10 protein-coding genes are annotated in these 16,524 nt (G+C 36.2%); 6 read left to right on the top strand and 4 right to left on the bottom strand.

Annotated features, from left to right (window positions below; genetic code table 11):
- Positions 1-37: 37 nt before the first annotated feature.
- Both mnmG and J2X77_RS04250 read left to right on the top strand, forming a co-directional pair.
- The gene (gene mnmG, locus J2X77_RS04255) at positions 38-1,897 is read left to right on the top strand and encodes a tRNA uridine-5-carboxymethylaminomethyl(34) synthesis enzyme MnmG (RefSeq protein ID WP_310079263.1); all 1,860 of its coding nucleotides are present in this window, start codon (positions 38-40) and stop codon (positions 1,895-1,897) included.
- Between the two features lie 168 nt (positions 1,898-2,065).
- The gene (locus J2X77_RS04250; protein ID WP_310079262.1) at positions 2,066-3,655 is read left to right on the top strand and encodes an Ig-like domain-containing protein; all 1,590 of its coding nucleotides are present in this window, start codon (positions 2,066-2,068) and stop codon (positions 3,653-3,655) included.
- 46 nt (positions 3,656-3,701) lie between these two features.
- Here the strand turns inward: J2X77_RS04250 and J2X77_RS04245 are convergent, their stop codons facing one another.
- Both J2X77_RS04245 and nadB read right to left on the bottom strand, forming a co-directional pair.
- Positions 3,702-4,208, bottom strand: coding sequence for a gamma carbonic anhydrase family protein (locus J2X77_RS04245; protein ID WP_209576959.1), 507 nt, complete (start codon positions 4,206-4,208; stop codon positions 3,702-3,704).
- 5 nt (positions 4,209-4,213) lie between these two features.
- A complete protein-coding gene (nadB, locus tag J2X77_RS04240) occupies positions 4,214-5,806 on the bottom strand; it encodes an L-aspartate oxidase (RefSeq protein ID WP_310079260.1) in 1,593 nt (530 codons plus the stop codon).
- A gap of 3,072 nt (positions 5,807-8,878) precedes the next feature.
- Between nadB and nadA the strand changes: the two genes are divergently transcribed.
- Both nadA and thiL read left to right on the top strand, forming a co-directional pair.
- Positions 8,879-9,874, top strand: a complete 996-nt coding sequence (gene nadA, locus J2X77_RS04235) for a quinolinate synthase NadA (RefSeq protein WP_209577375.1) — start codon at positions 8,879-8,881, stop codon at positions 9,872-9,874.
- A 218-nt stretch (positions 9,875-10,092) separates the two neighbouring features.
- Positions 10,093-11,145, top strand: a complete 1,053-nt coding sequence (gene thiL / locus J2X77_RS04230) for a thiamine-phosphate kinase (RefSeq protein ID WP_209576961.1) — start codon at positions 10,093-10,095, stop codon at positions 11,143-11,145.
- Positions 11,146-11,174: 29 nt separating this feature from the next.
- On the opposite strand, the gene J2X77_RS04225 is transcribed toward thiL, so the two are convergent.
- Complete coding sequence (locus J2X77_RS04225; RefSeq protein WP_209576962.1) at positions 11,175-11,963, bottom strand: ScpA family protein; 789 nt, start codon at positions 11,961-11,963, stop codon at positions 11,175-11,177.
- 158 nt (positions 11,964-12,121) lie between these two features.
- Between J2X77_RS04225 and dxs the strand changes: the two genes are divergently transcribed.
- Complete coding sequence (dxs, locus tag J2X77_RS04220; protein ID WP_209576963.1) at positions 12,122-14,050, top strand: 1-deoxy-D-xylulose-5-phosphate synthase; 1,929 nt, start codon at positions 12,122-12,124, stop codon at positions 14,048-14,050.
- Positions 14,051-14,589: 539 nt separating this feature from the next.
- Positions 14,590-16,014, top strand: coding sequence for a chromosomal replication initiator protein DnaA (gene dnaA / locus J2X77_RS04215; RefSeq protein WP_046672557.1), 1,425 nt, complete (start codon positions 14,590-14,592; stop codon positions 16,012-16,014).
- A gap of 95 nt (positions 16,015-16,109) precedes the next feature.
- On the opposite strand, the gene J2X77_RS04210 is transcribed toward dnaA, so the two are convergent.
- On the bottom strand, positions 16,110-16,472 hold the full coding sequence (locus J2X77_RS04210; RefSeq protein ID WP_209576964.1) for a hypothetical protein: 363 nt from the start codon (positions 16,470-16,472) through the stop codon (positions 16,110-16,112).
- Between the last annotated feature and the right edge of the window lie 52 nt (positions 16,473-16,524).

Raw genomic sequence — 16,524 nt, 5'->3', positions numbered from 1 at the left:
TAAAACACCACGTTTCACGTGGAACAAGAATAGGAAAATGTTTAAAAAATATAATGTAATAGTAGTTGGTGCAGGTCATGCTGGCTGTGAAGCTGCAGCCGCTGCTGCCAACTTAGGGTCGTCAACATTACTCATCACGATGAATATGGGGGTAATAGCCCAAATGAGCTGTAATCCCGCTATAGGTGGAGTTGCGAAAGGTCAAATTGTACGGGAGATTGATGCGATGGGTGGATACACAGGTATCATTGCGGATAAATCTACAATCCAGTTCCGCATGCTTAACCTATCCAAAGGACCAGCTATGTGGAGCCCACGTACGCAAAATGACCGGATGCGATTTGCAGAAGAATGGAGGTTACAATTAGAGTCTCTACCTAATTTAGATATGTGGCAAGATACGGTCAAAGAGGTCATCGTAAAAAATGGTAGAGCCTGTGGCGTCATCACTTCAATGGGAATTGAAATAGAATCCGATGCTGTCGTATTAACCAACGGGACATTTTTAAATGGCGTTATCCATATCGGCGATAAGAAATTTGGTGGCGGTAGAACAGGAGAGAAGGCAGCCACAGGATTGACAGAACAGCTTGTTTCACTCGGCTTCGAATCAGGTAGAATGAAGACCGGAACTCCACCAAGGATAGATGGAAGAAGCCTCAACTATGCGCTGATGGAAGAACAATGGGGTGACGAAAAAAGAGGTAGATTTTCTTATACAGATGTAGATATACCCACAGAACAACGTTGCTGTTGGATCACCTATACCAACGATAAGGTACACGAAATGCTACGGACAGGTTTCGAAAAATCGCCTATGTTCACTGGACGCATCAAAGGACTAGGACCACGTTATTGTCCATCGATAGAAGATAAAATTAATCGCTTTGCCGAACGTGACCGGCACCAGATATTCGTCGAACCCGAAGGTTTTAAAACAGTAGAGATTTATGTAAATGGATTTTCCACATCTCTACCGGAAGATGTGCAGCTAAAAGCATTGCAACTAATTCCTGGTTTCGAAAATGCCAAAATGTACCGTCCTGGCTACGCCATAGAATACGATTACTTTCCACCAATGCAACTAGATCTCACACTCGAAACGCAATTGGTAAAACACCTGTTCTTTGCAGGCCAGATTAATGGAACCACAGGATATGAAGAAGCAGCTGCTCAAGGTTTCTTAGCCGGTATTAATGCGCACCAACGTATCAATGACGATAAGGAACTTATTTTAAAAAGATCCGAATCCTACATCGGCGTATTGGTAGATGACCTCGTAACAAAAGGAACAGAAGAACCTTACCGGATGTTTACTTCTAGAGCGGAACATCGTTTGTTATTACGTCAGGACAATGCAGATATTCGCCTTACCCCATTAGCTTATAAATTGGGACTGGTAGGAGAGGAAAGACTAAAGAAAGTAGAGAACAAAATAGAAAACTCTAATAATATTATCGAGTATCTGAAACAAAACTCCACTAATCTCGAAAAGATGAATAACGTGCTAGCAGAAGTAGGCTCAAGTGCGCTTGCTCAAAAAACTAGATTAAGCAATGTACTGGCAAGACCACAGGTCAGCATTCAAGACATTATAAAAGGAGATGAGAGCTTTGCACAATTTGTATCACAATTCGACAACGATACCATAGAACAAGCAGAGATCAATCTTAAATATGAAAGCTATTTCGAAAAAGAAATAGAGATTGTAAATCGCATGAAAAAGATGGAAGATAGAGAAATAAATCCGGACTTCGATTATAGTTTGTTAAATTCACTGTCCATCGAAGCAAGGCAAAAATTATCGAAGGTTAAACCACGTACACTTGGTCAAGCTTCACGAATCTCGGGCGTTTCACCTTCGGATATCAGCGTATTGATGGTTCATATGAGTTAAATAACTGATTTACAGATTTTTAATCTAAATACATATATAAGCTTAAAATAAGCGATTTAAGACAATATTCTATTTTTTATGACAACTTCTTCAAAAGAAAATAAAAGTAGCTCAGAAAGGCTAAAAAACAGCTTTACGCCAAGATTACTTATTTTAAGCTTGTTTATCATGCTTATTGCCTTATCAATACAGTGTGCTAGTATACAGCAACCAACTGGAGGGCCAAAAGATTCTATTCCGCCTAAGATTCTATTGGAAAATCCGCCGAATTTCTCGAAGAATTTTACAGAAAAAAAAATAGTCATCACTTTTGATGAATACATTAAACTCGCCAATCAACAAAAAGAATTTAGTGTGACGCCCGATATGGGGAGCAATCCGGAATTTAAAGTCAAGAAAAAAAATCTTGAAATCACCCTTCCAGATTCTCTTGAAAAGAATACCACATATAGCATCTACTTTGGTAAAGGACTTGTCGATTATAATGCAGGAAATGCATTGGTCAATTATGCTTACGTGTTTGCTACCGGAGACAAAATCGACTCGCTCAGCATATCTGGTAATGTAAAAAGTGCAATAACTAAAGAGGTACAGAAAGAAGTTAAAGTCTTATTGATCCCCATTAGCCAAGATTCTATTTTTGGTAAAAAGAAGGCAAATATATTTACGACAACAGATACTGCAGGCAATTACAAACTAAATAATCTAAGGGAGGGAACATACCGCATTTACGCACTCCAGGAAAAAAATAATGACAGAATCTATAACGGTGCCGACGAAGAAATAGGTTTCTTAAAAGATTCTATCGTACTAGAGCGGGATCTGAGCAACATTAATCTTGAAATATTCAAGGCCACTCCAAAGAAGTTTAGAACGTTAGAAAAGAAATTTGAAAAAAACGGAAGTGTACTCCTTATTTTTAATAGAAGAGTAGAAAAACCCAACTTAAATATTCTTGATGATGAAGTAAATAATAAAGATAAAATCATACGCTTTGCAAAAACCTCTGATTCTGCGACCTTGTTTATTCCAAATTTAAAAATAGACTCTTTAAAGTTGGTCTTAACGGAAAATGAGAAGCCACTGGATACTATCCTGGTTAGAAAAGGAAACGTAAAAATAGAACAAACAATAGACCCTATTTTTACACCAAATAACGGGAGGGTCGATCGCATCACTCACCTTCAAGTGTCCGCTTTCACACCAATAAAAAATATAGACAAGACAAAATTAAAATTCAAGGAAGATTCGTTGGTGCGGACCAATTATCAGCTGGCTGTGGATACAGCGAATTCAAACATCTACCACATTCGATATAATTGGAGGAAGGATAAAAAGTACCAAATTGAATTTGCAGAAGGCGCTATTACAGGCTATTTTGGAGAACAAAACAAAGAAAAAAAACTGGATCTTACTTATGATGATAGTGAAAACTATGGGGATCTTACCTTTGATTTCACGGACCTCGATAGCAATACAACATACTTAGTCGAATTGATCAATGAGAAAAAAGACAAAGTCTATCGCTTAGACAAAATAAGCACAGATAACCCAGCAGTAGTGTATAAACAATATCCAGGCGGTAAATACAGTTTGCGTGTAATCCGAGACGATAATGATAACGGTATATGGGATACCGGAGATGTAGAAAAAAAGACTTTTCCAGAGCCCGTTGTATACTTAAACAAAGTATTCACGATACGAGCAAACTGGGAGCAAAAAGACAGTTTTTCATTAAGTGGCCTAAAGAAAGAATAATCTAGGCCACTAAAAGAGCCTTTTACATATTGCTAAGTCGTTTACGCTAAAACCAAGAACTGTATAGAACATAATTATGCGGTAACTGTAGTAACAGATCCTTCTGTTCTTCAGTTAGCGCTTTTATTTTTTTTGCTGGCACACCGGCATATAGGAATCCGGACTCACAGCGCGTATTTTCTAAAACGACAGCCCCAGCAGCAATAATTACATTCGATTCGATTACAGCATTATCCATTACAATAGCGCCCATACCAATAAGTACGTGATCTTCAACAACGCAACCATGTACCATAGCTTGGTGTCCTATGTTTACATAACTGCCAATTGAAGTACCACATTTCTTATAAGTGCAATGTAAAACAGCTCCATCTTGAATATTTGTATAGTTTCCTATTCGAATATAATTGACGTCGCCACGTATAACAGCATTAAACCAGACCGAACAATGATGTCCAATCTCAACATCACCTACAATCGTCGAATTAGGCGCTAAGAAGCACTCTTCAGCAATTAGCGGTGACTTATCCAAAACGGGTAAAATAAGTGCCATATCTCTTAGAAAATTGTATCCTGTAATATTTCGGAATGCTCGGGATGGTCAGTTGTATAATGCAATCCTCGACTTTCCTTTCGCAACATCGCCGATTTCGTAACAATGTAAGCTACTTGAATCACATTTCGTAATTCACAAAGTTTGACAGAAAGCCTGGTATTTCTATAAAACTCCTCTGTCTCCTCATATAATAAATGGAGCCGCTTAAGCGCTCTTTCAAGCCTAAAATCAGAACGGACGATACCAACATAATCGCTCATGATCTTTTGGCATTCGCGCAAATTGTGAGTCACCAAAATATCCTCATTAGAACGCGAGGTCTCAGAATCATCCCATTCGGGAACATCACTTATATGACTGATTGTTTCAACCAATTGCGTCGCATCTAAGAATATACGATGGGCATATACAAGTGCTTCAAGCAGCGAGTTGGAAGCCAGTCTATTTGCGCCATGCAAGCCTGTAGAAGAACACTCTCCGCAAGCATAAAGATTGAGAATACTGCTACGCCCAAAATCATCCACATAAATTCCACCGCAAAGATAATGCGCTGCAGGTGTCACCGGTATAAAGTCTTTGGACATGTCAAGTCCAATAGAAAGACATTTCTCATATATATTCGGAAAGTGTTTGATAATATCGTCCTTATCCCTATGCGTGATATCGAGATATACATAATCAATACCAGATTTCTTCATCTCCGCATCAATAGCTCTAGCCACGATATCTCTCGGAGCCAAAGAAGCTCGCTCATCATAGTCTTCCATAAAAGACTCTCCATTGACTCTTCTTAAAATACCTCCAAATCCTCTCACTGCTTCGGAAACGAGAAACGCAGGTGAGTCCTTAGGGTTATATAGTGACGTGGGATGAAATTGCATAAACTCCATATTACGCACCTTCCCTTTGGCTCTATACACCATCGCAATACCATCGCCAGTAGCAATGGTCGGATTAGTTGTGCTTGAATATACATGCCCAGCTCCACCGGAAGCCATTACCGTAACCTTACTCAAAATTTTATCTACGTGATGAGAAAATGTGTTGAAAGCATAGATACCATAACACGTGATATCCGTTTTATTCTTATCTACATATTCACCCAAATGGTGTTGTGTGATTAAATCAATGGCAAAGTAATGTGTTACGATTTCAATATTTGGATCAACATGCGCCTGCTCTAATAATGCCCGTTCTATTTCGTAACCGGTGATATCCTTGTAATGTAATATGCGATGCGCCGAATGCCCTCCCTCCTTTGCTAAGTCATAAAGTCCAGATTCTTCCTTATCAAACGATGTTCCGTAGGAAATCAACTCTGCAATACGATCGGGAGCCTCGCGAACGACGTTTTCCACAATTTCAATATCACATAATCCGTCACCAGCTATCTGAGTATCAACAATATGCTTTTCAAAGCTATCGGACTTATCCACAACAGCAGCTACCCCCCCTTGCGCATATTTTGTATTTGACTCATCCTCATTAGACTTCGTGACTATCAACACTTTACCGAATTTAGAAGCTTTTAATGCGAAGCTTAATCCAGCTATACCTGATCCAATGACCAAAAAATCGACCTTTCTATCTGCCATATATTTTAAATTCACAAACTATCCCCAAAAGTGACGATTCAAATTAACGAAAAATGTGGAAAACGTGTAAATAAAAGGTTAAATAAAAATGAAAAGTATTTAACAATTTCCAAGTCCCCAACTTTCCACCTAAATTTTTGAAACTTTTCCGCATAAAACTCTTGGGATTTCCACAATTTTTAAACACAAACTATTCAACAAAAAAATATGGAAAATAAAAAATGAATAAAATTACCGTTTTAAAAATCAGCTATTTAATCTAAAAATACTGTTGAAAAATTGTTGAAAACTCTATAAAAACCTAAAATCAAAATGAAAGCAACGCTATTTATACCACTTTTCCACACCATAATAAACAATAAGAGATCTTCTATTTAAAATAATTAGTATTTATTGAAAAAAAAGATTGTGGAATACGTTCGAAAATCTTTGTTTAGTTTTGTAAAGTTCAATCAGACGCTTCTACGTTTCGATATTTGGAAATTGTAAAAGATCCCATCGAAATATTCGAATGTGATTGAGTTTGTTTAATTTTTATTCATTCTACTCGCTTTTTAAAGTGGTTTAGAAAGCAATATTTACTTAATTTTTTTTTGATATGGTTTTAATGTGATTTTAAGAGGCTTAATTTCAAAATCTTTTGCACTTTTTGCAATCGAAAGCTTATATAATTCGATATTTTAAGTTTTTAATTTTTATTATGGATTTTATGCAATTCTAAGGGGCTCAAATTGTTAAAAATACTATTTGTAAATTTAGCTTAGATGCTGTTAGGTTTCAATATTCGCTATTTTAAAGAAAATAGTGCATTTTATTGGATTGTAAAGTGCCTGGATCTGTTCCAAATAGTTTATTTGTTGACTTTTTGCTTTAGAAAACTAGTTTTAGTGTGCTTTAGATTTGTCTATTTGTATTTTTATAAAAATGGAAATTTAGTAACTCATTTTGAGCTATTGGATTTTTTGGTATTGCTTTTTCAAGCAATCAAATCATTGAAATTCTTCCAGATTGATAGATTTGAGGTGTATTGATAGAAATTTTTGAGCTTTAAGCACTTTTTAGTTAAGATATTTAACTGTTTTCTACGATGTAGATTTTATATTCAAATCTATAGACATCAAATTTTAATATAAACGCTTTTACAATTGAGTATTTAGTTATAGTCTGATTTAAATACTTTCTGTAAGATTGTAGACGACTTTATTTGAAAATTTGATTTTAAAAGCTGAGGTTGATAATTAAAGGGATTGAGATTTTTAGATAAAATAATTTGTTCGAATAATTTATTGTAGTACAAACAATCTTGTTATATTTGTTGCCCAACGTCAATTTGTATTTGGAATTAGTGGATGCTGGCTTGTGAGATTTGAGTATTCTCAATGATGATTTAGAAGTTTTATTATAAAGAATTCTAAAGGGGTTTATTTTTTAAATAAACGCTTTATAGATCGAATAGATTAATAATAAATGATAATTTTATCCCCTATTCAATCCTAAGCGATTAAGTGTATTTTAGAATTTTAAAAAGTGTTTTCGAATTGCTATTTATTTTAAGTCTAAAATTTATGTATTTAACTTTATATTATTTTTTTAGGTTATTATTTTAAAGCTGCTTTATTTATAGATTTTGGTAAGTAATTGGTGCGCTATAATATTTAATTCCTTTTAATAGCGATTCTATATTTATGTCTAACAGTTTTAGCAATAACAAGCTGCGCCTTTCAGCATGATTTTATAATTCGAGTGCCAGAATAAGCCATTGATCTACAGATTTTGGATTGATTTAGCTCATTTTTTATAATAAACCTCTTTACAATTGATTAATTACCCATTTATTGGATTATATCGTTAATATTCGATTCTCAGAGGGTCTGTTTAGAAAACACACAAAATCGATTTTGTGTAAAAAGCGAGTATCCACTTTTATTTTTGAGAAATAGGCTTTGAGATTAGTTTATAATTGAATTCGTTTTATTTATTTATAAATATTCAATTCTTATCGAGTTTATTATAAATATACATTTACTAGATCCAGTTCCTACCTGGTTGCAATTGATTTGTCCTTATAAGATTATACTATTTACCACACCGCGAGTTTTTTTTCAAAATATGCTCTTTTAGCGCCCTTACTTTATTGCGTAAATTTTGATTGTATAGTATGCAACTAGTTGAATGTGTATTTGCAGTTCAACAGTTGTTAGCGCTGTGTTTAATATTATCTGGAATTTGTTCGAATTACAAAGCACTAATAAATCTGCAGCGCTTAATAGGCAGCTTGCGGTAAACGGAAGTTAGAATGAAAAATAGAGCTACAGACGATTGTCAAGCGCTTTATTCTCCATTTTGCTACACATATTCAGTATTCTTTCTTTTCACCGTTTCAAATTCATAGCGTATTGGCTGATTTAACCCCCTGAGAATTCAATAAAAATTTATTGATCAAGTCCTAGACCATAAATCAGTTTTATAATGACTTTAAATCCGCAAGTCGTATTAAATGTTAATAAATAAAGCTTCGTTTTGTGGCATATTTTTCATTGTTTTGTAATGTGGCGAACAACGTTCCTTAGGCTCCGAAAGAGGAATATTAGCGAAACTGATTTTCTAACATAGAAATAGTTTACAATAAACCCGCTGAGCTTTTGATAAAGGATATATGTCTTAATTACATGCTTTATATTCGATTCTAGAAGGGTTTATTTTGAAATGATCTTTCTTTATTATTTTTTAGAGATAATAATTTAACTATTATTTTTAAATATAAAAGCTTTATGGTTGAAGAACCATTCGGTTTTCTTTCTTGTTTGCTAATACAGATCATAAATGGGAGCAATTATCGGATCAGATTTCGGAATTGGTACCATCCAGTAACCCGGATAATTAATACAAATCAGTTGTAGCCGAAAGAATAATTGATATTTTCATTATCAACGATTAATATCCGAATGCTAGATACTATTTCCTGTTGATATGAAGGGTAAATTGCGATCATTAGATTAATTTGCTTTTAATTGACTTTTATATATGCAACAATGCTTATTTTTGTCATTCACAAAAGTTGAAACTACCCGCATGGAAATTGTAAATTATGAGCTTCAGGCCAAAGGTTATATCGATGCTCCGATCGATCCTTCATTGGATTTGGTTGAAGAAATCCAACGATTGAAGAAAGAAAAAAATGCTGTAATATTGGCTCATTATTATCAAGAGTCTGAAATTCAGGATATAGCCGATTATATTGGAGATAGCCTAGGACTATCACAAGAGGCAGCCAAGACGGATGCGGATTTAATTGTTTTTGCTGGCGTGCATTTCATGGCGGAAACAGCCAAGATACTTTCGCCTACAAAAAAGGTTATTTTACCTGATGCCAAAGCTGGTTGTTCGTTGTCGGATTCCTGTCCACCACATCTTTTTGCGAAGTTTAAAGAACAATATCCAGATCATCTGGTCATCACTTATGTGAACTGTACCGCTGAATTGAAAGCGCTTTCAGATATTGTATGTACATCAAGTAATGCTGTTCAAATTGTGGAGAGCTTGCCTGAGGACCAAAAAATCATCTTTGGTCCCGATCGTAATCTAGGGACATACGTTAAAAAGAAAACTGGCCGGGATCTAGTCCTTTGGAACGGCGCTTGTATGGTGCATGAGATTTTTTCCCAGGAAAAAATTGAACGTTTGAGAGCCGAATATCCGGATGCGAAATTTATTGCCCATCCAGAGTGTGAAGATCATATTCTAGCGAACGCAGATTATGTCGGATCTACAGCTGGAATGCTGAAATTTACTCAAAATGATGCGGCTCATTCCTATATCGTTGCTACAGAATCAGGCATTCTCCATCAGATGCAGAAAGCGAGTCCTCATAAGACTTTTATACCAGCGCCACCCAACAATGCTTGTGCATGTAATGATTGTCCACACATGAAGCTGAATACGCTTGAGAAGCTCTACAATTGCCTTAAGTTTGAATCGCCTGAAATTCTTCTTCCTGAAGATGTTATTTTTCGTGCCCAGCGTCCGATTGAACGTATGCTGGAAATATCGGCGAGCTTGGGACTATAGCGATTAGCATAATCTGGTTATTAGCGATAGAAGAAAAGACTGGTTTTCGATAGCTAGCATGAGCTTTTCTTTTTTCCATAGCAGAAACGAGAATTACGACTCGACAAGTGCGGAAAACTGTTGGATTTTATTGCGACAACTGTTTTGTAATGTCAGTACGATCAATCTTTGAGATGATTGTTTGGCATTATCGATAATAAACTTTTAAACTTTTTAACATGTTTGATTTTGACAATACCGAGCGAACCAATTTGGAAGAAATGGGTGAGTTCGGACTGATTGATTATATAAGCAAAGCTGTGGAATTAACAGAGAAGTCTACCATTAAAGGTATAGGTGATGACGCTGCTGTTTTGGATTTTGAGGGTAAGAAAACTTTGATATCCACTGACTTACTTTTGGAGGGAATTCATTTTGATCTTCGTTATGTTCCTTTAAAGCATCTAGGTTACAAAGCTGTTCAGGTCAATTTGAGCGATATCTACGCAATGAATGGAATAGCGTCTCAGATTACCTTTTCAATAGGCTTGTCCTCAAAATTTCCATTGGAAGCCGTCGAGGAGATTTATCAGGGAGCTTTAATTGCGTGCAAGAAATATAACGTTGATTTAATTGGAGGCGACACGTCTGCTTCAGCACAAGGATTAGTAATTTCTGTCACGAGTATAGGTTACGCTGATGCAGATCAAATCGTTTATCGTAGTGGCGCTCAGGAAGGCGATTTATTATGTGTCTCTGGCGACCTGGGGGCAGCTTACATGGGCTTACAGCTGCTTGAGCGTGAGAAGGATATTTATCTAGAAAATCCAAATGTACAACCTGATCTGGAAGGAAAAGATTACATCGTTGAGCGGCAATTAAAACCTGAAGCCCGTAAAGATATTGTAGCTTTATTTGCTGATCTGGGAATTAAGCCTACAGCGATGATGGATGTTTCAGATGGGCTTGCTTCAGAGATTCTTCACATCTGCCGACAATCGGACAAAGGCTGTCGGCTATACGAAGAAAAAATTCCGCTTGATCAGATGACTTACGATACTGGACGAGAATTTGGAATTGATCCGACTGTAGCGGCGTTGAATGGCGGTGAAGACTACGAATTATTGTTTACAATCGCGCAAGCAGATCACGATAAAATTAAGAATCTGCCAGACATCAGTATTATTGGTTATATGACTCCCAGATCCGAAGGTTGCGAGATGATTTCTAAATCTGGAAATCTTTATCCGATTACAGCGCAAGGATGGAATGCTTTTAAGAAGAAAGATTAAAAAAAAGACCTGTCTTAGACAGGTCTTTTTTATGCTTCTTCAGTTTCTAAGATAAATTCTTCCTCTTCATTTGGATCTCTTCCACCAACGTTGAAATTGTTGTAGCCCAAGCCTACTTCAATCTGTAACAATCGCTGCTGAAGCATTTCAAGAATGGCCAAAAAGTTATAGACGAACTGAATTTTATTTTCTGAGTTTTTAAGAATTTCCTGAAAATCCAATTTTTTGTTAATCTCAATGAGTTCGGCTATTGCTTTCTTTTGTTGTTCAATCGTGTAAGGGTATTTGACAACTGTATGGGTTACTTCTGGCGGACGATTACGGAATTGATACATCATTTGCTCGTAGATCATCATTAGGCCATAAAGGTCGAAGTTATCCAAATTTTCGCCGCTAGAATCTAGCTTAAGTCTTTGCTGGATATCGAAACGTATATTGCCTCGGCTATAGCATTTTAGACGATCCTCTTCCAATATTCTAAGATCTTCACAGGTTTCTTTAAATTGTTTATAGAGAATAAGTTTTTGAACAAGATCTTCCCTAAGATCAATTTCATTCTCATTATCGTCCAAATCTGGACGAGGCAATAGCATTTTAGCTTTAATACGCATCAGCGTTGAGGCAACGAAGATAAATTCACTTGCCATTTCCATATTGAGCGCTTGCATTTGGCTCACATAAGACAAAAAATCATCTGTAATCTTTGAAATTGGTATATCATGGATGTTTAGTTCATCCCGTTCGATAAAAAATAATAGTAAATCAAAAGGTCCCTCAAATTGAGGAAGCTTGATTTCGTAGCCTTCTTCTACTTGCATATCTTATACAAATTTACATATAAAATCTTTTGCAGTAACGCTTATGCAAACTATTCATTATTTTATTTGTTGTACCTCAATATGTAAATGCGATTTATTTTAAAGATTAAATAAATTTGTCGTTACTTTGTGAGTATACATCATGTAAATAGCATACTATGCAGTTTGAGACTGGAGAACTATTAAGTAAAATAAACGATCCCTCTGATCTTAAAAAGCTAAAGGAAGACCAATTAGAACAATTAAGTCAGGAATTACGTCAATTTATTATTGATCAAGTTTCGGTTAATGGTGGTCACTTTGCAGCAAGTTTAGGAGTTGTCGAATTAACGGTAGCATTACATTACGTAATGAATACCCCCTATGATCAATTAATTTGGGATGTCGGTCATCAGGCTTATGGGCATAAAATTCTAACGGGTCGTCGCGATATATTTCATACCAATCGAATTGAGAACGGAATCTCGGGTTTTCCCAACCGTTTTGAATCCCAGTACGATGCATTCGGAGTTGGTCACTCATCGACTTCTATTTCCGCTGCGTTGGGTATGGCAGTTGCATCTCAGATAAAAGGTGAAAAAGACCGCCAGCATATCGCCGTGATCGGTGATGGCGCGTTAACAGGAGGAATGGCATTTGAAGCATTGAATCATGCAGGAATTTCTAAATCTAATCTTTTAGTAATTTTGAATGATAATTGCATGTCGATAGATCCCAATGTTGGTGCGTTAAAGGAGTATTTGACAAGTATTACCACCTCAAAACGATACAATAGATTTAGAGACGATATAGCAGCAGTATTAACTAAGATTTCCGAAGTTGGTCCCAATGCTTTGGGGATTGCCAAGAAATTGGAAAAAAGTATAAAAGGAACTTTACTGAAGAATGCTAATCTCTTTGAATCTCTAAATTTTAGATATTTTGGCCCAGTTGATGGGCACGATGTTAAGAAATTAGCAAAAACGCTTGAAGACCTTAAGCATATACCAGGCCCCAAATTATTACATGCTGTTACTGTTAAAGGAAAGGGCTTTGCGCTGGCTGAAAAAGATCAGACAAAGTGGCATGCCCCTGGTTTATTTGATAAAATTACAGGTGAGATCAAAAAATCGCTCAGTGATAAACCTGTAGCTCCCAAGTTTCAGGATGTCTTTGGACATACCTTAGTGGAGCTCGCAGAACAAAATGATAAGATCGTGGGGATAACGCCGGCAATGCCTTCAGGATCTTCTATGAATATCATGATGAAAGCCATGCCCGAACGTGCTTTTGATGTGGGTATTGCTGAACAGCACGCTGTCACATTCAGTGCGGGACTCGCAACTCAGGGACTATTGCCATTCTGTAATATCTATTCGTCGTTTATGCAACGAGCATATGATCAGGTGATCCATGATGTTGCATTGCAGAATCTGAACGTCGTTTTCTGTTTGGACCGCGCGGGCGTTGTAGGCGCAGATGGTGCGACACACCATGGGGCTTATGACATCGCATTTATGCGCTGTGTGCCGAATATGACTGTCTCTGCTCCGATGAACGAGGAAGAATTACGTAATTTGATGTACACAGCTCAATTGCCGGACAAAGGACCCTTTGTCATCAGATATCCTAGAGGAAATGGTGTTATGCCAGATTGGCGCCGCCCATTTATGGAAATCGAAATTGGAAAAGGACGTCTTATAACGGAGGGAGAAGAACTTGCTATCTTAAGTTTTGGAGCTATAGGAAACGAAGCTGTTAAAGCTGTACAGCATTTGAATGAATTAGGTATACATCCAGCACATTATGATCTTCGGTTTGCCAAACCATTAGATGAATCCTTACTCCATCAAGTCTTTAAGAAGTTTAATAAGATTATTACAGTGGAAGACGGAAGTTTACAGGGGGGCATAGGCTCGGCTATATTAGAATTTATGGCTGATCATGGTTATCACAGCCAAGTAGTTCGTTTAGGTATTCCAGATAAGATCATTGAACATGCTGAACAAAATGCTCAGTGGAAGAACGCACGCTATGATGCAACTGCAATCATCGTAGAAGCTAAGAAACTTTGCGACGGAAAATTGACCAGTTCAATGGTCGGATAAAACCTATGCACTTGAAAAATAAAAAAAGGAGATCCATCTGGATCTCCTTTTTTATTTTTTAAGTTTTAAGTTCATCAGGAACATCACATGTTACAATGTGTTTTTTCTTTCAGGTTATTTATACGGATTTTTATTTTATAGATCTGTATTAATTTGTTGAAATGTACATGAGCAATGATGTTAAGTTGGCTTTAAATTATTATGAATTTATTATTAAAAATATATGAACCAAAGATTGTAAATAGCTATTATTTTGGTTAATTTAGATCAGCATCTTAGGAAGCGAGAAGTAGTAAGTTTACACGTCTTTTGGTTCTTTTTTTTAAATAAATTTGGAATGTTAATAATTATTTTTAGAGATCAATTTTAGCGCTAGTTTTCCACAATTTTACAATGTAAATTGCTGACATATAATCGTTTATTAATTATTTTATATTTTAGTTTTTTAGCTGATATTTTTTTGTCATCTTCGTTCTCAGAGAAAGTTATCAACATATTTTTTGTCGCGTATTGTAAATCAACTTATTAACAATTTTAGAATGGAAAAAACGTATTCAAGTGTCTGGAATAATTGTCTTTCGATTATCAAAGATAATATACCAGCACAAAGTTTCAAGACCTGGTTTGAACCTGTGAAAGCAGTCCGTTTGGAGGGTGACGTTTTGACTATTCAAGTGCCTAGCTTATTTTTTTATGAGTGGCTAGAAGAACACTATGTGGGAATTCTTCGCAAGACCGTAAAGAAATTTTTAGGAGAACAAGGTAGATTGGAATACAATATTGTAGTAGAGAAGTCTTCAGCTTCTCATCCTTATACGACTAATCTTCCATCGAATGGCAATGGAGCGGAGGGGAAAAGGCAATCGATCCCTGTACCGGTATCTTTAAATAGAGATATCAAAAATCCATTTGTTATTCCTGGATTGAAAAAATTGCAGGTTGATCCGCAATTGAATCAAAACTATACATTCGAAAATTTTATCGAAGGTGAATGTAACCGTCTTGCTCGATCAGCAGGATATGCTGTCGCTAATAAGCCTGGCGGCACTTCATTCAATCCGTTGATGATTTATGGAGATGTTGGTTTGGGAAAGACACACCTTGCCCAAGCAATCGGAAATGAGATCAAAAGAAATCTTCCCGATAAACTGGTCATTTATGTGTCGTGTGAGAAATTCTGTCAACAGTTTGTGGATTCATTGAAAAATAATACGATCAATGATTTCGTTAACTTTTATCAGGCAATGGATGTCATTATTATGGATGACGTACACAACTTTGCTGGTAAAGAAAAAACACAGGATATCTTTTTCCATATTTTTAATCATTTGCATCAATCTGGTAAGCAGATTATTTTGACATCAGACAAAGCACCTAAAGATTTAGCTGGTTTGGAGGAGCGTCTGCTTAGTCGTTTTAAATGGGGATTGTCTGCAGATATTCAGATTCCGGATCTTGAGACAAGGATGGCAATTTTGAAGAAGAAGATGTATTCCGATGGTATTGACTTACCAGAAAATGTCGTTGAATACGTCGCAACACAGATCGATAACAGTGTTCGTGAATTAGAGGGGGCAATGGTTTCACTTTTGGCTCAGTCTACATTGAACAAGAAAGAGATCGATTTGGGGTTAGCAAAATCGATGTTGAAGAATTTCGTAAAGAATACACACAAAGAAATTTCAATGGATTTTATTCAAAAATTAGTTTGTGAGTATTTCGAAGTTCCTGTGGATATGGTAAAGTCGAAAGTTAGAAAGCGAGAAATCGTGCAGGCCAGGCAAATTTCGATGTATTTAGCAAAGGCACATACCAAATCTTCACTCAAATCGATCGGAGCATTCTTCGGAGGAAGAGATCACTCAACTGTTATTTATGCCTGTCAAACCGTAGAGGATTTAATTGAAACTGACAAGAAATTTAAAACTTACGTGAGTGACATTATGAAAAAATTAAAATCTTAATGTCGATTACTTTAAGTAGAAAGCAGAAAGGGCTATCCATTTAGGATAGCCCTTTCTGCTTTTTTACCTAAAAGCTCTGTATTACATTAAAAACTCTAGCGTTTAGACATTCTTTCTTTCATTTTTTCTTGTTGTTCATCAAATAACTTAACTTGTTCAGGAGTTAGCCATGATTTGATTTTGGCAGATTGCATCTCTTGAAGTTGCTTAAATTTCTCCATGTTCGCTTTTCTATCCCCACCATCATTTCTTAGTGCAGCCCGTTGTTGAGCCTGACTTAGCGTAAGATTATAGATCGAATCTTTTTGTGTTTGATTGAGGCTTAATAATTTGTCTAAATGCTCTACACGCATTTTAGCTTGTTCTTCCGGACTACGTTGCTGACGCTGTTGAGCGGAAACAATACCTGTAGCGCTTAAAAATAAACACGCTACTGCCATTAAAATTTTCTTTTTCATCGTTGTATAGTTTATATCATGAGTGCTTGTCGTGGCACAATCATTTGTTCAT

Source organism: Sphingobacterium sp. 2149 (assembly GCF_031455655.1).
Lineage (GTDB): Bacteria > Bacteroidota > Bacteroidia > Sphingobacteriales > Sphingobacteriaceae > Sphingobacterium.
The sequence above is the reverse complement of the archived record's forward strand: the minus strand, read 5'-3'. Positions and strand labels throughout refer to the sequence as shown.